The sequence below is a fragment of the Thiocapsa roseopersicina genome (genome assembly GCF_900106925.1).
Lineage (GTDB): Bacteria > Pseudomonadota > Gammaproteobacteria > Chromatiales > Chromatiaceae > Thiocapsa > Thiocapsa roseopersicina.
Map to the genome: position 1 here is coordinate 42,862 of NZ_FNNZ01000019.1, position 19,172 is coordinate 62,033.

Genomic DNA, 19,172 nt, shown 5'->3' on the forward strand with positions numbered 1-19,172 from the left:
GAGCCGCCTACGTCCCCGGGACCTCGGCGCGGTCGGTGCCCTGCGGTTCCTCGACCCGCTGCGGCTCGGGCGGGCACTCGGACTCGACGGTCGCACCGCTCGACTCGATCGGGCTCGGTCCGCCGATCAGACGTTCGACCGCGGCCCGGAGTCGATCCGGGGCAATCGGCTTTTGCAGAACAGCATCCGAGCCCAAGACAAGACACATATCCAGAACGTTGGTGTGATGTCCGCGAACCACGTCGCCGCTCACGGCAATGATCCGCGTCGAGGGCGCGATCCGGCGCATCCGTTTGATCACCTCGAACCCGTCGAGCTCCGGCATGTAGATGTCGACGATGAGAAGCTGCGGTGCAGCGGTTTCGCTCACCTGCAATGCGGTGCGTGCATCGGTGAAGGTCTCGCATCGGTAGCCCCAGGCCGTCACCAGGCGTGCCGTGGCATGCAGCATGCGCTGGTCGTCGTCGACGACCATGACGGTCCTGCCAGCTCCGACCCCATCCCCTCCCCCGGCCGAAACGCTCGGCTCCGGCCCGCATTTGGACTCGCCAGCTACCCGCGATATGGAGAAGGTGCTCGCCAAATCCTCCGCTGTCATGGGTTTTCCGAACAGATAGCCTTGCGCGAGATCGACGCCTGCCTCAATCAACAATCGACTCTGCGCCTCCGTCTCCACCCCCTCGGCAACCACCTGCATCTCCAGCGTCCGGCCGAAGGCGATCATGGCACGCAGCAATCTGAGTGCCTTCGGCGAATCGAACATCTCCGAGACGAACGACAGATCGATCTTGAGCGTATCGAACGGCAGCTCCGCCAGAGCACGCATCGAGGAATAGCCGATCCCGAAATCGTCGATTGCCAGCGAGGCCCCCATGAGATGGATCTGAGCCGCCACGCTGCGCAGGATGTCGGGGTAGGCGCTGGCGGCGCTCTCGGTCATCTCGATCTTGACGGCGCAGATCCCCGCAAGCCCGTCGACGAGACGGCGCACCAAGACCAAGGCCCGTTCCTGCTGCAGGATCAGCGGCGACAGGTTCACCGAAATGAAGGTCAGGCCGGATGCCTCCAATGTCTCGGTCGACTCGATGAGGCGCTCGAACAGGGTCTCGGTGACCTCGTAGATAAGCCCGCTCGATTCGGCGAGCGGAATGAACTCGCCTGCACCGAGGATCTGTCCGCTCGGCAGCCGCAGGCGCGCGAGAACCTCCACACCCTTCAGACGCCCGTTGTCCGGCGAGACGATGGGTTGAAAATAGGGGAGGATGCCGCCGCCACGGATCTGCCATTCCAAATCCTGGCGGGTAATGGCATCCCGGGCTTGCAGGGTTTGATGCGGTCCTCGCGATGTCGCCGTGACGCGCCTCCCCAGAATTGCGGGAAGCTCCTTGACCATCCGCGACTTCGATACCGCTCCGAGAACTTGAATCCCGGTGGAGCGGGCGACGCGCCGCGCGGTATCGAGCAGATCGTGGCCATGCCCCGAGAGGAGCACGACGGGAATCCGGGGGTGAACCTCGGCCAGCCAGTGGATGACATCGATGCCGTTCTCCCGGCCCAGACCGAGATCAAGGAGGACAACATCGGGGAGATCCGACGCGAGCGCGGCCTTGAAGGAGGAGACCGACACATGGAAATCGACACCATGCCCGAACCGCTTTAGGAAACGGCCCAGAACGGCCTCGATTCGAGGATCGTCATCGAGACAGATCAAACGCATGAAGAGCCTCCAATCAAGACACCACGCAGATCCCGACCGCGTACCTGCTCGCAGGCAATGGCCGGGCCCTAGGCCGAGTCAAGCAGCTTCGAGACAATTGCGTATTGTGCAGAACCGACCTCGTTCTCTTCAAGTAAAGATTCGTAAAGGTCTGATGCGTTCGACGGTACCGTCGAGCGGCGCGGATCGACGCCGGCTTGCATAGTCTCCGAGCAGGTCGAGCGGGCCTGACCGGGTCCGCTTCGAGCCTGCCGGAATCGTGTCAGTCGCGCTCGAGCCTCATGCGGTAGCCATGGCCTCGCACCGGCCAGATCACGAGATTGCGGATACCGCCTTCACGCAGCTTGCGACGAATGTTGCCGATGTGGACATCGACCGTGCGGTCTTCCGGGTTCAGGGACTCTCGGTTCAGTAATTGTGTACGGCTCAGGGCTCGTCCGTGCTGACGCATCAAGGTTGCCAGGATGCGAGATTCCGTTTCCGTCAATCGCACGCAGGCGCCGCTGGACGCATCCCTCAGGACCATGGCGCTCGGCTCAAGCGCCACCGTGCCGAGTTGGATCGTGTCGTGAACGCTTGCCTCGAGCGCGTGTCGTCTGAGCACGGCTCGGATGCGCGCGAGCAGCTCATCGACCTCGAAGGGTTTGGTGATGTAGTCGTCGGCACCGGCATCCAGCCCGTCGATGCGATCCTGAAGATCATGGCGCCCGGTCACGATCATGACGGCCGCGGCAGTAGAGGCGACGAGCTCGCGCGCCAGGTCCATGCCGTCCTCTGCACCCAGGTTGAGGTCCAGGAGCACAAGATCTGCACCGTCACGGCGATAGAATCGGCGCATCTCGGATCCGTTGGCGGCGACCGACACCCCGTAACCCACGCGTGTCAGATGACGCATGAGGACACTGCCCATGCGCGGGTCGTCTTCGACGACGATAATGCTGGCTGGAATAGTCGTCTCTCCTTGAAGAGCTGCCCCGAGGGCGGGTACCGGTTCAACGATGATCCAGGCACCGAGCACGATCTCGACCCCATTCAGCGGAGCGGCGCGTTTTGAAACGGCAGGTTATGAACGCACCTTTGGGCGCGTTGTCTTTTGAGCACTTAACACATCTTTACCGTCTTCGTGCCAGATAAAGCACAGAAAAGAGGCTCAAGCCTCAAAATCCTCTACAGGTACTCTGCTTCGGCCGGCACGCATTCGGGCTTGAATTCGGCAGCAAGCAATTGACTGCCATGGCGCACACACCCGCCATGGCGGCTTTTTTGTCAACGACGCAGGGCATCCGACTCTGCCTCTCGATAAGGAATCGCGTCGCGCTCAAGCCGCTCGCGCAGGGCGTCCATCGCCGCTTCGAGTCCGCTGCGCCCGCGAAAGCCCAACTGAATGTGTGCGTTTTCGCCCATGTGCGGCAGGCTGAAGAGCTTGAGATCGGGGAACCGCTCGCCGAGATCGTACATCAAGGTGATCAGACGGCTTTCCGGAACATCAAGGACCTGGAGTGCCATCTCCTGGACCTTGTCCGAGATGCCGTAGTATCGATCCAAAACCCATTGCGCCATCGGCCAGGCCATTTGGGGGAAACCTGGGAGAAACCAGTGCCCCCGCAGCGAAAAGCCGGGGATCCGATTGACGGGATTCGGGATCAGATCGCAGCCTGCGGGCAGATCCGCCATGAGGATACGGTTGGGATAGGCCTCGGTGCCGAACTTCTCCTCAAGCAGCGCCTTGGCTTCGGGATGGCGTACCAGGTCCAGACCGGCCGCGGTCGCGGCGCAGGCACGTGTGTGATCGTCCGGCGTCGCGCCGATGCCGCCGCACACGAAGACCGGATCGGGGCGCGCCAGCGAGAAGCGCAGATGAGCGACCAGCACCTCCGGGTCGTCCGGGAGCAGCCAGTGCCACGCCAGCTCCTGTCCGCGCTCGCCGACCATCTCCTTGAAGGCGCTCAGATGGGCATCGACGCGGGAGCCCTTGAGGATCTCGTCGCCGATCACGATCAGACCGAAGGCTATCGGTGGGCGGAGCGGACGCGTTGACATACGGGGATGGCCTTTGTGTTCTCGACTCGTCGACGGATCGTAGCACTTCGCGCCGCTCCCCCGGGATAGACGACTTGCAGTCGTCCTCTTCTGCCGTCCCGACGGCCGGCAAGTTTGCGGTCATCTCGCGAACCGCGCTGAACCTAAGTCCGGCATCTAGGAACCGCAAAGGCGCAAAGGGCACAAAGGAAAACAAGAATTTGCCATGCGAACGACATTCACCCTTTGGGTGAATGTCGTCATTGAAGCAAGGCATTGAACACCTTTGCATCCTTTGCGCCTTTGCGGTTCAACTGCTCTTTTAGGCTGAAGGCTCTTCGGCTGGTTGTCGAAGCGGCTTGAAGCGCCGGGATGGCTTTTTCAACGACGGGCGGGGGTCAAACGCCGGCGGGAGCGCCGTGAAGCGCCTTCCTTCGGTCTCGCCTGGGAAGAGGACGACTGCAAGTCGTCTATCCCGGGGGGTGTCGGCGCTTTGCGACGACCGTTGGCCTCGCTCTCGGCCGATCGTCTGCGCAGGGCACGACTGGCGTTTCGGGGCTTCCTACCGACAGGTGCCGAGCGAGCTGAAATCCGAAAAACCGGCGTCTCTCGAAGAGACAAAAAAGGGGCCATCGGCCCCTTTTCGACATGCCATGAGACGCGGCGATTATTCGCCGGGCTCGATGGCCTTCATGCTCAGACGGATGCGGCCTTGCTTGTCGACCTCCAGGACCTTGACACGGACCTGATCGCCCTCGGAGAGCTTGTCGCTCACGCTCTGGACGCGCTCCTCGCAGATCTGCGAGATGTGCACCAGACCGTCGCGTCCCGGCAGGATGGTGACGAAGGCACCGAAGTCCATCAGACGTGCAACGCGACCCTCGTAGATCTTGCCGACCTCGACATCGGCCGTGATCAGACGAATCCGGCGCTTGGCCTCCTCGCCCGCGGCCTTCTCGACCGAGAAGATCTTGACCACGCCGTCGTCGTTGATGTCGATGGTGGCGCCGGTCTCTTCCGTGATCGCACGGATGACGGAGCCGCCCTTGCCGATGACGTCGCGGATCTTCTCGGGATGGATCTTCAGCTCGATGATGCGCGGGGCATGCTCGGACATCTCGGTGCGGTGTGCGCCGATGACCTTGTTCATCTCGCCGAGGATGTGCAGGCGGCCGGCTTTCGCCTGGCCGAGTGCGGTCTCCATGATCTCGGCGGTGATGCCCTCGATCTTGATGTCCATCTGCAGGGCATTGATGCCCTCCGCCGTTCCGGCTACCTTGAAGTCCATGTCGCCGAGATGATCCTCGTCGCCCATGATGTCGGTCAGCACGGCGAAGGCGTCGCCCTCTTTGATCAGTCCCATGGCCACGCCGGCGACCGGACCCTTCACGGGTACGCCGGCATCCATCAGCGAGAGACTGGTGCCGCAGACACTGGCCATGGAGCTCGAGCCGTTGGACTCGGTGATCTCGGAGACCACACGCACCGAATAGGGGAACTCTTCGATGCTCGGCATGACGGCGAGGACGCCGCGTTTGGCCAAGCGGCCGTGACCGATCTCGCGCCGCTTGGGACTGCCGACGCGGCCCGTCTCGCCGACGCAGAAGGGCGGGAAGTTGTAGTGGAGCATGAAGTGCTCGCGCCGCTCGCCTTCCAGGGCGTCGATGATCTGGGAATCACGCTCGGTGCCCAGGGTCGTGATGACCAGCGCCTGGGTCTCGCCGCGCGTGAAGAGCGCCGAGCCATGGGTGCGGGGCAGCACGCCGGTGCGGATCGTGATGGGACGCACGGTCACGTTGTCGCGGCCGTCGATACGCGGGTTGCCGGCGATGATCGAGCTGCGCACGGTGGTCTTCTCGAACTTCTCGATCGCGCCCATGACCTGCTGCTCATTCCAGGTCGGTGCGTCGCCGCCGCACAGATCCGCGACTACCGCTGCACGCACCGCGTCCAAGGCCGCATAACGCTCCTGCTTCTCCTTGATGCGATAGGCTTCGGCGATTCGATCGCCGCAGGCGCTCGCCACGGCATCGGCGAGTGCGTCGTCCGCCACCACAGGCGTCCACTGGATCGGGGGCTTGCCCGCTTCAGCGGCCAGCTCGCGGATCGCGGCAATCGCCGGCCTCATCTGCTCATGGCCGAACAGCACAGCGCCGAGCATGATCTCTTCCGAAAGGCCGCGCGCCTCGGACTCGACCATCAGAACGGCCTTCTCGGTACCGGCAACGATCAGATCGAGATCCGAATCCGGACCCACGCCGACGACCGCCGGATTGAGGATGTACTCGCCGTTCTTGTAGCCGACGCGCACGGCGCCGATCGGTCCGTTGAACGGGACACCCGAGATCGCCAATGCGGCGGAGACGCCGAGCATTGCCGGAACCTCGGGATTGACTGCAGGGTTGAGCGACTTGACCGTCGCAATCACCTGAATCTCTTGCCGAAAGCCCTTCGCAAACAACGGGCGGATCGGACGGTCGATCAGACGCGAGGTCAGAATCTCGACCTCGCTCGGGCGCCCCTCGCGACGGAAGAAGCCGCCGGGGATCCGGCCGGCTGCGTAGGTCTTTTCTTGATAATCGACGGTCAAGGGCAGGAAGTCGCGTACCGCGCCGGGGCGCTTGTCGACGACGACCGTGACCAGAACAACCGTATCGTCGACATTGACCATCACGGCGCCGTCGGCCTGGCGCGCAATCTCGCCGGTCTCGAGCGTCACTGTCTGGTCGCCGAGCTTGAATTGCTTAACGATAGCTTTGGGAATCACAAGTAGATCCTCGGGGTATGTGGTCCGTCGTAGCGCCGGGCCTTGGACCCCTGCACCTTAGGCGCGCCTGCAGGCGCTGTGGTGACAGGGCTGTGCGTCGGTGCCGCCGGCGGCATCCATTCCGCGGGGAGCGGGCGGATCGGGGGCATCCCGACCGCCCGATCGCCGAGTCGGGAGGCGTGTCAGCGGCGCAGGCCGAGACGCGTGATCAGCTCGCGATAGCGGTCGACATCCTTGCGCTTGAGATAATCGAGCAGCTTGCGACGGGAATTGACCATGCGCACCAGACCGCGGCGCGAGTGATGATCGTGCTTGTGCTCCTTGAAATGATCGGTGAGCTGCAGGATGCGCGCGGTCAAGAGCGCGACCTGCACTTCCGGAGACCCCGTGTCGGTATCGGCACGACGGTAGTCTTCGACAATCTGTTTCTTCTCGGCTGCGGTCATTGTCATTGGTGGTCTCCCAAGTATGTGATGGAGAAAAAAGGTCCAAGTCCGTCTCCGGTTCGGAAGAGGGATGGATCGCCCCGACAATGACATCAGGGAATCGGACCGTGGGTTTGAAACGCAAACACTTCCTTCGATCCCGCACAATGCCGTCGCACCGCAGTACCGCGGGTTGCTCGGGCCTCATCGCCTGCGGATCATGACGCGCTAAACCGCGTCCAGAACGACATGCGTCGTTTTCATTGTTCGTTTAGCTTCGGAGATATCCTTCATCCCAGTGAGACGCGGTTTAGAGTTTAAGATTCTTAATACTTTAAACCGCGCCGGCTCCGACAGTCGTCGGAGCCGGCGCGGCCAAACCATCCAACAAATGACGCATACCGCACCGGGCGCGGTTTAAATCAGCCTCTTGGGCTGAACGCGCCCGTCGTCGAGGATACTGCCGACACCGACGAAGATCTGCGACGGGTCATAAAGGCGGACCAATCCGTCCGTCGGCGCCTGCGGGATCAATACCGCCTGGCCTTGCCGCAAATAAAAGGCGGCATCGGCGGACAGACGAACCGCCGGCCAGTGGCCCAGGGCGCTGTCGAGCGGCAGGAGCAGCGCATCCAGACCGGCCATGTCGTCTTCGCCGGCCATCGCTTCGATCCGGTCCAAGCCGACGAAGGGACCGGCGGTCTCCGTATAAGGCCCCACGGCGGTGCGGCGCAGTCCGCTGACATGGGCGCCGCAGCCCAGCATGCGACCGATATCTTCGGCCAGCGTACGGACATAGGTACCCTTGGAGCAATGCACGTCCAGCTCGATCTCGGGTAGATCCATCGAGAGCAGATCGAGCGCGAAGATCTGGATCTCGCGCGGCGTGCGCTCGACCTCCAAGCCCTGCCGGGCCAGCTTGTAGAGCCGCTGCCCTTGGTGCTTCACGGCCGAGTGCATCGGCGGCAATTGCGAGATGGTGCCGAGAAAGCCGAGCAGCACCTCGCGCACGCGCACCTCGTCGATCCCGACCACCGGCTCGTCGGCGATGATGTCGCCCTCGGCATCGGCGGTCGTGGTGGTCACGCCCAGGCGCACGCGCACCCGGTAGCGTTTGTCCGCATCCAGCAGATAGGCGGAGAATTTGGTCGCATCGCCCAGACAACAGGGCAAGAGTCCGGTCGCCAGAGGATCAAGGCTCCCGGTATGGCCGGCCTTGGCTGCGCGGTAGAACCGCTTCACGCGCTGCAGGGCGTCGTTCGACGACAAACCCAGCGGTTTATCCAGCAACAGGATGCCGGTGACATCTCGGCCTGTATTACGACGGCGTCCCATCAACCTGCGGCTCCTGATCGGCATCTTGATGCGTGGATTGGTCGGACTGCCCGACCGCTTGCGAGATCAGCGCCGCGAGGCGCTCGCCCTTGCCGATCGACTCATCGAACACAAAATGCAGCTGAGGGACGGTCCGAAGACGGACGCGCTGGGCGAGCGCGTGGCGGAGGAATCCGGCGAGCCGCCCGTTGAGCAGACGCACCTGTTCGGCGGCCTCGTCGTCCGTCGGAAAGCAGGTGAAGAAGACCTTGGCGTGCGCCAAGTCCCGCGCCACCCGCACCTCGTGGACCGTGATGTTGGCCAGACGCGGATCCTTCACCTCGTCGCGCACCAACGTGGAGAGGACACGCTTCAGCTCGGCGCCGATGCGTTCCGTACGGTCGAATTCCTTCATCCGATCAGATCTCGCGGGCCCGTTCGGTCCGCTCGAAGACCTCGATCTGGTCGCCCGGCTGCACGTCGTTGTAGTTCTTTACGCCGATACCGCATTCGATGCCGTGCTTCACCTCGCTCACGTCGTCCTTGAAGCGACGCAGCGACTCGAGCGCGCCTTCGTAGACCACGACGTTGTTGCGCAGCACGCGGATCGGGCTGTTGCGACGGATCACACCCTCGGTGACCATGCAGCCGGCAACCGCGCCGAACTTCGAGGAGCGGAAGACGTCGCGCACCTGAGCCAGACCGATGATCTCCTCCGTGACGATCGGACTGAGCAGGCCCGAAATGGCCTTCTTCACGTCGTCGATCAGCTCGTAGATGATGCTGTAGTAGCGCAGGTCGAGGCCCTTGTCCTCGATCACCCGGCGTGCCGCGGCATCGGCCCGGACATTGAACCCGAGCAGGATGGCGTTGGAGGTCACAGCTAGGTTGGCGTCGGACTCGGTGATGCCGCCGACACCGACTGCGACCAGCGCGACCTTGACCTCCTCGTTCCCGAGCTTGAGCAGGCTGTCTTTGAGTGCCTCGAGACTGCCCTGCACATCGGCCTTGATGATGAGGTTGACGCTCTTCTGCTCGCCGTCCTTGATCTGCGCGAAGAGCTGATCCAGGCTGACGCCGCGCTGCTCGTCGAAGCGGCTCTGACGCGAGCGCGCCGAGCGGAACTCCGCGACCTCGCGTGCCCGGCGCTCGTCGGCGACCGTCATGACGTCGTCGCCGGCATAGGGCGTGCCCGAGAGACCGAGCACCTGCACCGGAATCGAAGGCCCGGCCGCCTCGACCGGCACGCCGGCCTCGTCGAACATGGCGCGAACGCGGCCGTGCTCGCCGCCGCTGACGATGATGTCGCCGCGCCGCAGGGTCCCGGATTGAACCAGAACGGTCGCGACCGGGCCGCGTCCCTTATCCAGACTGGACTCGACGATCGTGCCGCGGGCGGGGCCGTCGACCGCCGCCTTGAGCTCGAGGACCTCGGACTGCAGAAGGATCGCGTCCAGGAGGTCGTCGATGCCGTCGCCGGTCTTGGCCGAGACCTGCACCATCATAGTGTCGCCGCCCCACTCCTCAGCCACGACCTGGTGCTGGGTCAGCTCCTGCATCACCTTGTCCGGATGGGCGTCCGGCTTGTCGATCTTGTTGATCGCGACGATGATCGGAACCCCGGAGGCACGGGCGTGCTGGATGGCCTCGACCGTCTGCGGCATGACGCCGTCGTCGGCCGCTACCACCAGGATGACGATGTCCGTGACCTTGGCCCCGCGAGCACGCATCGCCGAGAAGGCGGCATGGCCGGGGGTATCGAGGAAGGAGACGGTACCCTTGGCCGTCTCGACATGGTAAGCGCCGATGTGCTGGGTAATCCCGCCCGCCTCGCCGGAGGCGACACGAGTGCGACGGATATAGTCGAGCAACGAGGTCTTGCCGTGGTCGACGTGACCCATGATGGTCACGACCGGGGGACGCGGCATCATCTCGGCCTGCTCGACCTGCTCCTGGACCTCTTCCATCAACACGCCTTCGGCATCGCGCTCGTCGGCACGGATTGCCGTGTGGCCGAGCTCCTCGACGACGATGGTCGCGGTATCGCGATCGAGCGTCTGGTTGATGGTGACCATCACGCCTTGCTTGAAGAGCTCGCGAATCACCTCGGATGCCTTCACCGACATGCGGCTGGCGAGCTCGCCGACCGAGATGGCCTCGGGGATCACGACCTCGCGCACGACGGGGGAGGTCGGCTTCTGGAAGACGTGCTTGTCTTGGAGCTGCGGCTTGAGCGTCTTCTTCTTGCGGCGCAGTCCGCGACCGGCAGCACCGCCCGCGGAATCGATCTCTTCGTAATCGGCGCTGGGCGCCACCGCGGCCTCGCGACCTCGCGAGCTATCCTTGCGTCCGGCCTTCTTGACCGAACGCTCCTTCTCGGAGATCTCGGCCGGTTTCTTCAGAGGTGCCTTCTTCGGCTTCGAAGCCTCGGCGCGACGCACGACGGCCGCCGCCACGGGCTCCTCTTCGTCCGCTTCGATCGCGCTCTCGATCTCGATCGCAGTACTCGCAGCCGCTCGCTCCTCCGCTTCGGCAGCAAGGCGAGCCGCCTCTTCTGCCGCACGCGCCGCCTCGGCGACGCGTCGCTCCTGCTCCTCGATCCGACGCCTCTCGTCCTGCTCGCGCGCGAGGCGCTCTTGGTCTTCCTGCTCGGCAAGCCTGCGCGCCTCCTGCTCGGCACGCAACGACTCGAGCTCGATACGGCGACGCCCGCCGTCATGCGCAGGTGCCGAGGATGCCGGGCGCTCGCGCTGCGGCCGCGCTCGTTCCACGGCCGGCCTCTGCTGGGCGCTGGCTGCGGACGGCGGCGGGACCGGCTCGTCGGCTCGTTTGACGTAGGTTCGTTTGCGCCGAACCTCGACACTCACGGTCTTGGCCCGCGCGGCGGGGGTCGGCCGAGCACTCCCGACATTTCCCCGTGGCGCCGCAGCGGGCTGGCGCAGCTCGCTGACCGACTTGCGCTTGAGCGTAACTTGACCGGGCGTGGTACCGCTGTCGGCCTCGGCTTTACCGTGGCTGCGACGCAGATAGCCGAGAAGCTGGAGTTTCTCCTGCTCCGTCAAGGTGGTCTCCGCGTTCTCCGCGGTGATGCCTGCCTCGTTCAGCTGTGTCAGGAGACGCTCAACCGGGATGCCGACCGTAGAGGCGAGTTGCTTGACCGTGACTTCACTCATGAACTGACCTTTATTCCTCTATTCCTGCGGGGCGTCCGCAAACCAGGGCTCGCGGGCCTTCATGATCAAGCGGGCCGCACGCTCGCGGTCCATCCCGTCGATGTCCAGCAGGTCGTCGACCGACTGCTCGGCGAGATCCTCGACTGTGGCCACGCCGCGTTCCGCAAGGGCATAGGCCAACGGCTCGTCCATCCCGTCCATATCCAGCAGATCCTGCGCAGGATCCCGAGATCCGTCCTCCTCGGTGGCGATCGCACGCGTCAACAAGACGTCGTTGGCTCGCTCGCGCAGCAGCTCGATCGTATCGTCGTCGAGCTCGTCGATCGCCTGCATCTCGACCAAGGGCACGTAAGCCACCTCGTCGACCGTGCTGAAACCTTCTTCGACCAGGATGGCCGCAAGGTTCTCGTCGACCCCGAGCTGATCCATGAAGGTTTGGACCGAACGAATGGCTTCCTGCTCGCCTTTGGCCGCCGCGTCCTCTTCGTTCATGACGTTGAGCTCCCAGCCGGTCAACTGACTGGCAAGGCGAACGTTCTGACCGTTGCGTCCGATCGCCTGTGCAAGGTTCTCTTCCTTGACGGCGACATCCATGCTGCGCGCCTCTTCGTCGATGACGATCGAGACGACGTCGGCCGGGGACATGGCGTTGATGACGTATTGGGCGGGATTCTCGTCCCAGAGGATGATATCGACGCGCTCGCCGTTGAGCTCGTTGGAAACGGCTTGCACGCGCGATCCGCGCATCCCGACACAAGCGCCGACGGGATCGATACGCGGGTCTGTGGTCCGCACCGCGATCTTGGCGCGGGAGCCGGGATCGCGCGCCGCACCCAGGATCTGAATCAGCCCTTCTCCGACTTCGGGCACCTCGAGCTTGAACAGCTCGATCAGCAGCTCCGGGGCGGTACGACTGACAAACAGCTGCGGACCCTTGGGCTCGGAGCGGACATCGTAGAGATAGCCGCGGAGACGATCGCCGGGGCGCACCGACTCGCGAGGAATCACGTGGTCGCGCGGCACCAGTGCCTCGGCGTTGCTGCCGAGATCCACCATGATGGTGCCGCGCTCGGCCTTCTTCACGATGCCGGTCACCAATTGACCTTTGCGCTCGCCGAACGCCTCGACGATCTTCGCACGCTCGGCCTCGCGGACTTTCTGTACGATGACCTGCTTGGCGGTCTGTGCCGCGATCCGACCGAACAGCTCCGAATCGATCTCTTCCTCGATGAAGTCGCCCGGAGCGAGCTCGGGCTCGAGAATCTGTGCTGCGGACTCGGTAATCTGCCGCGAAGGAGCATCCAGCACACCCTGCTCGGGATCGGGCACGATCTCCCAGCGCCGGAAGGAGCGATAGTCGCCGGTCTTGCGGTCGATCGTCACACGCACATCGATCTCCCCGCCGTGTTTTTTGCGGGTGGCCGACGCCAACGCGGCCTCGATGGCCTCGAAGATGACGCCTTCGGGGACGTCCTTCTCGTTCGAGACCGCCTCCACGACCAATAAGATCTCTTTACTCATTCCACCTCATCCGACTCAATAGATCCGGCTCGCAACAGGTTCGGGCCGATGCCATCGACAACCGACGTGCGACTTGACCGAATGCGGCTACGCTGGTCCGTGACTACGCTGGTCCGTTACTAAGCTGGCCCGGCGACGTCAAAAAATGGGGACGAGCCTGGCAATCTCGATCCGATTCACGGGGATCGCCCAGAGACGACCGTCCGCCTCGAGGCTGACGATGCCGTCTTCGCAACCCCGAAGAACACCTTCCAGACTGCGTCGCCCTTCGATCTTCTCGCTCAATCGAACCTTGGCACGCGAGCCTTCGAAACGCCGAAAATGCTCGGGAAACACCAGCGGCCGATCCAATCCCGGCGACGACACCTCAAGGTCGTAGCGACCCTGGAGCGGGTCTTCGACGTCCAGAACCGCACTCAACTGGTCGCTCACGGCGGCACAATCGTCGAGCCCGATGCCGCGTTCATGGTCGATGTAAACCCGCAGCGTGGCGCCGCTCGCACCGCGCTGAAACAGCTCGACACCGACGAGCTCGTAGCCCAGAGGCTCGACAACCTCGCGGGCCAACAGGTTGAGACGACTGTCCGCAGGCTCCATCGTACGCCCTTCAGAAACAAAAATTGGGCCATTGGCCCAACGACTTAAAGAATCCGTCCCATGCCCGACACGACCTAACGGAACGAAATCACCTTTCGGCAGCGATCGACGATTGCGCCGATCCGATCCCGGACCGTGGAAACGGACCGCACACGCAAGACACGGGACAGATGAAACCCGGCGGACCACCTCGCGAGTGGGGCCGCCGACCAGAAGCCCGGCAGCAACGAAAGGCCCAAGATAAAAAAACCCCATCGAAGGGGTTCTTAAGAAACGCCGACCTTCAAGGTGCTCGCAGGAGACTTCATCTACGAAGCCCTTGGAGTGTATCCGGTTCGACCTTGATCTGCAAGGTCGTTGAGGTGGTCACACGCCGCACGACACCCCGCAGGCTCGGCTTGTCGTCGGCGCCGACACCGCCGACGAGCGGACCGCCGGTTGCCGGACGAGCCATCTGCAGTGCAGTCTGCGAGCATGCAAGAACCGGATGCCACATGCGCTCCGGACGGTCGCACGAAACCGACAAAGGTCGGCTGCGCGCTAAGGACGGCACCGGCGGGGAATAGGACAACGAGGATCCGATGACACGCGAATCGATCACAGACGAGCCCGAGGCGCCCCTTTCCCCGCTCGAGCACGCCACAACCCGTACCGGAGCGCTTCTGCGCGAGGCGGAGGCTTGGCTGCACCTCGCGATGCCTCAGGTCGAGATCCGATTCGACCTTCGCGGGACCGCGGCAGGCCAGGCGCGGATGCGGAACACGTCGTTCGCACTCATCCGTTACAATGCGGCGCTTTTACGTCTGCACCCTGAGGAATTCGTCGCCGAAACCGTGCCGCACGAGGTCGCACATGTCGTGGCGTTCGCCAAGCACGGGGCGCGCATCCGGCCGCACGGCGCCGAATGGCAAGCCGTCATGCGTCATTTCGGCGTCGAGCCGTCCCGCTGCCATCGGTACGACGTGTCGAGGCTGCGCACACGATCCCTGCAGCGATTTCTTTATCGCTGCGGTTGCGGCACACACGAGATCAGCAGCATTCGCCACAACCGAATCTGCCGACAAGGAATCGTCTATCTCTGTCGCCGCTGCCGGCAACCCCTACACCACGAGGCCGAATCGCGATACTGAACGACCGCTCGCGCCTGCGTCTGCGGAGCGAATCCGCGCATCCACCCGAATGCGGATGCGACGAACCCGCTCGGCAGGAACTAGCGCTGGTAGGCCGGTGCGCCGTATGCAGGAGCGTAACCCGGACCGTAGCCGTAAGCGGGATACCCCATGGGCGCGGCCATGGGGCCCGGCACCTGCATCCGCTCCCAGTATTCGCGGGCACGCTGGTCGGCGGCACGCCGCATGTTTTCATACTCGGTCATCATGCGTGCCCGATACTGAGCGGCACTTTCCTGGCGGCGATCGAACGCGGGAGCACCGGGCGCGGGCATGGTCGGCGCAGACGCACTCTCCATCGGCGCGAACGGCTGGGGTACCACCGGAACCGGCGCGAAACCCTGCGTAATCGGGGCGGACATTGGCGCGGCGACGTCGGCCGATCCGGATGCCGCCTCGCCCCCCATCAGGGACTCGGCGAAGACGGTTGCCTCGGCGTCTTTCAGCGGAGGCGAAGTGGAGGGGGCGGTTCGTTCGAGCGTGACCTCGGAGACCTGCTCGGACATCGGCTCGGACATCGGCTCCGGGCTCGGAGTGCGAGCTGCGGCGGTCGCAGGCAAGGGGGCGGAATGGCGATTGAACGCCGAGGCGGCCGGACGGTCTTCCGCGACCTGCATCGGCATGGGGTTGGCGGCGGACTCCTGCGGGGCTGCGCTCGCCTCCACAACCGCCGGCTCGGCAGCGATCGGCTCGACCTTCGCGTCCTCGGTCGGCGCCGCGTCGGGGGCACGGATCTCAGCCGTTTCCGTCTCGGCCGAGCCGGTCAGATCCTTGACCGTATCGACGACCTTGTGGAAGCCGTCCGCCCCGGCGGCGGTCACATCGGCGATCACGGTTTCGGCCGAGGCCGTAAGATCGCCGAGCTTGTCGACGAGCTTCTGGAACCCTTCGGCTTCGACACCGCTCTCGTCGGCCACCGCCGCCTGCGTCGTATCGCCGGTGGCATCACGGTCGACCGAGCTCAGATACAAATAACCGAAGGCGATCACGACCGCCCAAAGCGAGAGCTTCGGGATCCAACCAAGACCGGAGCGTTTGGGAGCAGTATCCTCGGTGGCCATTTCGGATTCTCCTGAAATAGAGAAATTGGGGGGAAGGGACGTTTATTGTATCAGAGTTTCCTGATGTACTTAAACACCTTGCGCTCCCCCTTGCGCATCGGGCCGTCCCGCGGATGCGCCCCGACCCGCAGCGACCGGCGGATCAACCCGAGGTTGCGACGATCCCGAGCACCGTGCGCACACGCCCGACACACTCGCGCAGATGCGACTCGATCTCGGCCATCGTGATGACTCCCTCGCCTTTTCCCGCCGCCCAATTCACGACGAACGCCAGGCTCGCATAGCAGAGTCCAAGCTCCCGCGCGATCCCGGCCTCCGGCATGCCGGTCATCCCGACCAGGTCACAGCCGTCGCGCTCCAGCCGGGCAATCTCGGCCGTCGTTTCGAGACGCGGCCCCTGGGTCGCGGCGTAAACGCCCTCCTCGATCACCGGATGACCGGATTCAACGCAGGCGCGGATCAAAACCCGGCGCAGCTCCTCGCAATACGGCGAGGTCATGTCGACATGATCCAGCCCGCCCTGATCCCCGTCGTAGATGCTGTGCTCGCGTCCGTAGGTGTAGTCCACGAGGTCGTGCGGAACCGCCAGCGCGAGCGGGGCGAAGCGCGCGCCGATCCCGCCGACCGCCGCCAGGCCGACGACACGCTCGGCACCCAAGGCTCGCAGCGCCCACAGATTTGCCCGGTAGTTGATCCGGTGAGGCGGCAGCCGATGACCGGTGCCGTGACGAGGCAGGAAGAGGATCTGCGCACCGTCTAGGCGCCCGCTCGCTACCGGCGCCGAGGTCTCGCCGAAGGGGGTTTCGACGCGACGCGATGCATCGATCTCCAAGGCGGGAAAGTCCGAAAATCCAGATCCACCGATAATGGCGAGAAGACTCATGCGTTGACCACGTCCGGAAGTGACTCGAAATGGGCTGCGCAGTCTAGCGGAGGGCGGCTTGGAAGCCAAAAAAAGGCGCCTTGCGGCGCCGGATTCTCGTCGTCGAGCGATTTGACGATCGACGGTTAGACGGACGGATTGAGCAACCTCGCGCCGCGATTGCCGGGTCGATCGGTGAAGATGCCGATCTCGATCAGTTTCGGAAAGAGAACCTGCTCTTCGCGATCGATGCGCTTATCGACCATGTCGAAGATCTCATGCGTTTCCGCCAGAAATTCCTCCGTGAAATTGAAATCGCAGTTCTTCAGCCAGTGCCTATGGTAGTCGTCGAAGGTCTTGCGCAATGGCTTCTCGCCGCTGATGAAACCCCAGGCGATCGACTTGACTTTGGGATCTTCGTGGATCAGAAGGCTCGGGTAGAGACTGCGATCCTCGGCGGCAAGATGGCTGCGAACCTTCGTACCCAGATCGCACAACAGCTCGTACGCGGTTTTGGCATTGGGGCGAATACGCAGCTGCTCGGGCGTGAGGAGCGATCTGAGATCTTCGATCATCTGACGCAGCTCCGCATGTGTTTTGCGGTAGCTTTCTAGTGTCGACATACACCATCCTCCGATCGTTATGGGTTATGCGGTCGTCGCGTCCCCGCGGTGACGCGCCCCGCGGGGCGACGAAACCGCCGCCCCGGGAGGACCGATCACGCTGCAACAACACTCGGGTCAGGATGTATACCAAAGCTTAAAAGGTGTCAAAAAGCGGGCACTTATATTCCCGTTTCAACAAATACCCATAAAGCCTTCACGTCTACACGTCGTCATCGGCCACTGCATAGATCCCGGCGGCGTTTCTGAAGTAGTCCTTGTAGTCGAGCCCGTAGCCATAGAGATATCGGTCCTCGACATGCACGCCGACGACATCGGCCTCGCACGCGTGCTCGCGCTCCTTGGACACCAGCACGGCAGTGTGCACGCTTGCCGCCCCGTCTTCATGACAGGCATCGACGATCCGACGCAGCGTAATGCCCTCGTCGAGGATGTCGTCGAGCACCAAGACATGCTCGCCGCGAATGGCATCCGACGGACGGTAGCGCCAGGCGATCTCCCCGCCGCTGGTCCGGCCCTGATAGCGGCTGGCATGGATATAGTCGACCCGCAGTTGAAACTGCAGCCGCGGAAGCAGAAGACCGGCCACAAAGACCGCTCCCGTCATGACGCAAAGCACCAGCGGATCCTTTCCGGCGAGACGCTCGGTGATCGACGCGGCCATCCGGTCGAGTGCCGCATCAATCTCCTCGGGCGTGACCAGTAGTTGCGCACGTGCGGCGACGGCGGCGTAGTCTTTCGGGTCGAGCTTCATCCAGTTGCCTCCGGGTCGGTTGGATCGAGGAGCTCCAGATCGAGCGTCTCGAGCCCCTCGAGAAGAGCCACACACTGCACGCCGTGCTGCCACTCGGGCTGCTCGTGCAGGCGTGCTCGCTCATGCTGACCGCGGCCGTGCATCCTGAGCAGACGCAGCTCGGCCGCGGGGTCGTGATGATCGACGAACGCATCGAGAACCGCGAGCGCCGCCGGGCGGTTGTTGCAGACCAGCAGCATATCGCAACCGGCGTCCGAGGCGGCGCGAGCACGCTCGACCGGATCACCCTCGGATGCCGCGGCACCCATGCTGAGGTCGTCGCTGAAGATCACCCCCTGGAAACCCAGCCGACCGCGCAGAATGTCGCGCAGCCAGACCGGCGAGAATCCGGCCGGGCGGTCGTCGACCAGAGGGTAACGGACATGGGCCGGCATGATCCCTTCCAGAGCATGCGCAATCAGGCGCTCGAAGGGGATGAGATCCTCCATTAAGAGGTCCGTGTAAGGTCTTGGATCGATCGGCAGCTCAAGGTGTGAATCCACGCTCACCCCGCCATGTCCGGGAAAATGCTTGCCCACGCCCGCCATGCCGGCGCGACGCACCCCGTCGAGCCAGGCCAGCGCCAGGTCGCCCACGGCGCGCGCCCGGTTTCCGAAGGCGCGATCGCCGACCACCGGATTGAGCCCGCGGTCAAGATCGAGCACGGGTGCGAAACTGAAATCCACGCCGACCGAGCGCAGCTCCGCGGCCATGAGCCAGGCCACGGACCCGCAGCTCGCGCGGGCGTCTCTGGGATGCCGATTGTAGAGATCGGCGAAGCGTCCCGCAGGCGGCAGTCGCGTAAACCCCTCGCGAAAGCGCTGTACCCGCCCGCCTTCTTGATCGACCCCGATCAAGAGATGCGGCTCGCGCAGGCCGTGGATCTCGGCGGTCAGCTCGGCGAGCTGCGCGGGCGAGTTGAAGTTTCGCGCGAACAGGATGACCCCGCCCACGGCGGGATGGCGCAACACCTCGCGATCCTCGGCGTCGAGTGCCGTTGCGGCGATATCGAGCATGACGGGACCCAAAGACACCGACTAGCCTCCCGCCTCCGGACCGAGCACATGGCCCGGTCTGAAACCCTCGGGCCGACACAGCATCCACCGACCCGCTATTGCTCGCTTCATACGC

Annotated in this window: 16 protein-coding genes; 1 reads left to right on the plus strand and 15 read right to left on the minus strand. The window is 63.9% G+C overall.

All coding sequences use genetic code 11. The annotated features are described in order from the left end of the window. Positions 1-7 precede the first annotated feature (7 nt). The 10 genes from BLV04_RS17740 to rimP form a co-directional block, all read right to left on the minus strand. Positions 8-1,717 (minus strand): EAL domain-containing protein, encoded by a 1,710-nt coding sequence (locus BLV04_RS17740; RefSeq protein ID WP_093035313.1) that lies wholly within the window; start codon positions 1,715-1,717, stop codon positions 8-10. Between the two features lie 262 nt (positions 1,718-1,979). Continuing rightward, positions 1,980-2,735 (minus strand): response regulator transcription factor, encoded by a 756-nt coding sequence (locus BLV04_RS17745; RefSeq protein WP_281241863.1) that lies wholly within the window; start codon positions 2,733-2,735, stop codon positions 1,980-1,982. Positions 2,736-2,983: 248 nt separating this feature from the next. Next, positions 2,984-3,757: a competence/damage-inducible protein A gene (locus BLV04_RS17750; RefSeq protein WP_093035319.1), complete on the minus strand. Its 774-nt coding sequence runs from the start codon at positions 3,755-3,757 to the stop codon at positions 2,984-2,986. Between the two features lie 646 nt (positions 3,758-4,403). Then, positions 4,404-6,503: a polyribonucleotide nucleotidyltransferase gene (pnp, locus tag BLV04_RS17755; protein WP_093035322.1), complete on the minus strand. Its 2,100-nt coding sequence runs from the start codon at positions 6,501-6,503 to the stop codon at positions 4,404-4,406. Between the two features lie 182 nt (positions 6,504-6,685). Continuing rightward, positions 6,686-6,955, minus strand: coding sequence for a 30S ribosomal protein S15 (rpsO, locus tag BLV04_RS17760; RefSeq protein ID WP_093035325.1), 270 nt, complete (start codon positions 6,953-6,955; stop codon positions 6,686-6,688). 390 nt (positions 6,956-7,345) lie between these two features. After that, a complete protein-coding gene (gene truB / locus BLV04_RS17765) occupies positions 7,346-8,263 on the minus strand; it encodes a tRNA pseudouridine(55) synthase TruB (RefSeq protein WP_093035328.1) in 918 nt (305 codons plus the stop codon). After that, positions 8,247-8,657: a 30S ribosome-binding factor RbfA gene (gene rbfA, locus BLV04_RS17770; protein WP_093035331.1), complete on the minus strand. Its 411-nt coding sequence runs from the start codon at positions 8,655-8,657 to the stop codon at positions 8,247-8,249. Before rbfA ends, truB begins: the two co-directional genes overlap by 17 nt. A 4-nt stretch (positions 8,658-8,661) precedes the next feature. Continuing rightward, positions 8,662-11,415, minus strand: a complete 2,754-nt coding sequence (gene infB, locus BLV04_RS17775) for a translation initiation factor IF-2 (RefSeq protein WP_093035335.1) — start codon at positions 11,413-11,415, stop codon at positions 8,662-8,664. An 18-nt stretch (positions 11,416-11,433) separates the two neighbouring features. After that, complete coding sequence (gene nusA / locus BLV04_RS17780) at positions 11,434-12,936, minus strand: transcription termination factor NusA (RefSeq protein WP_093035338.1); 1,503 nt, start codon at positions 12,934-12,936, stop codon at positions 11,434-11,436. Positions 12,937-13,074: 138 nt separating this feature from the next. Continuing rightward, complete coding sequence (rimP, locus tag BLV04_RS17785) at positions 13,075-13,533, minus strand: ribosome maturation factor RimP (RefSeq protein WP_093035341.1); 459 nt, start codon at positions 13,531-13,533, stop codon at positions 13,075-13,077. Between the two features lie 581 nt (positions 13,534-14,114). Between rimP and BLV04_RS17795 the strand changes: the two genes are divergently transcribed. Next, entirely contained in the window at positions 14,115-14,663 is a 549-nt protein-coding gene (locus BLV04_RS17795) for a SprT family zinc-dependent metalloprotease (protein ID WP_093035346.1), read from the plus strand. 80 nt (positions 14,664-14,743) lie between these two features. On the opposite strand, the gene BLV04_RS17800 is transcribed toward BLV04_RS17795, so the two are convergent. From BLV04_RS17800 to nagZ, 5 genes are all read right to left on the minus strand, one after another. Then, positions 14,744-15,763 carry a hypothetical protein gene (locus tag BLV04_RS17800; RefSeq protein ID WP_093035348.1) on the minus strand — a complete coding sequence of 340 codons (1,020 nt, stop codon included), beginning with the start codon at positions 15,761-15,763 and terminating at the stop codon, positions 14,744-14,746. A gap of 142 nt (positions 15,764-15,905) precedes the next feature. Then, a complete protein-coding gene (locus BLV04_RS17805) occupies positions 15,906-16,646 on the minus strand; it encodes an S-methyl-5'-thioinosine phosphorylase (RefSeq protein WP_093035350.1) in 741 nt (246 codons plus the stop codon). A 125-nt stretch (positions 16,647-16,771) separates the two neighbouring features. After that, positions 16,772-17,248, minus strand: a complete 477-nt coding sequence (locus BLV04_RS17810) for a hemerythrin domain-containing protein (protein WP_093035353.1) — start codon at positions 17,246-17,248, stop codon at positions 16,772-16,774. Positions 17,249-17,450: 202 nt separating this feature from the next. Next, positions 17,451-18,002 carry a hypoxanthine-guanine phosphoribosyltransferase gene (locus BLV04_RS17815; protein WP_093035356.1) on the minus strand — a complete coding sequence of 184 codons (552 nt, stop codon included), beginning with the start codon at positions 18,000-18,002 and terminating at the stop codon, positions 17,451-17,453. Continuing rightward, a complete protein-coding gene (gene nagZ / locus BLV04_RS17820) occupies positions 17,999-19,075 on the minus strand; it encodes a beta-N-acetylhexosaminidase (RefSeq protein ID WP_093035359.1) in 1,077 nt (358 codons plus the stop codon). Before nagZ ends, BLV04_RS17815 begins: the two co-directional genes overlap by 4 nt. Between the last annotated feature and the right edge of the window lie 97 nt (positions 19,076-19,172).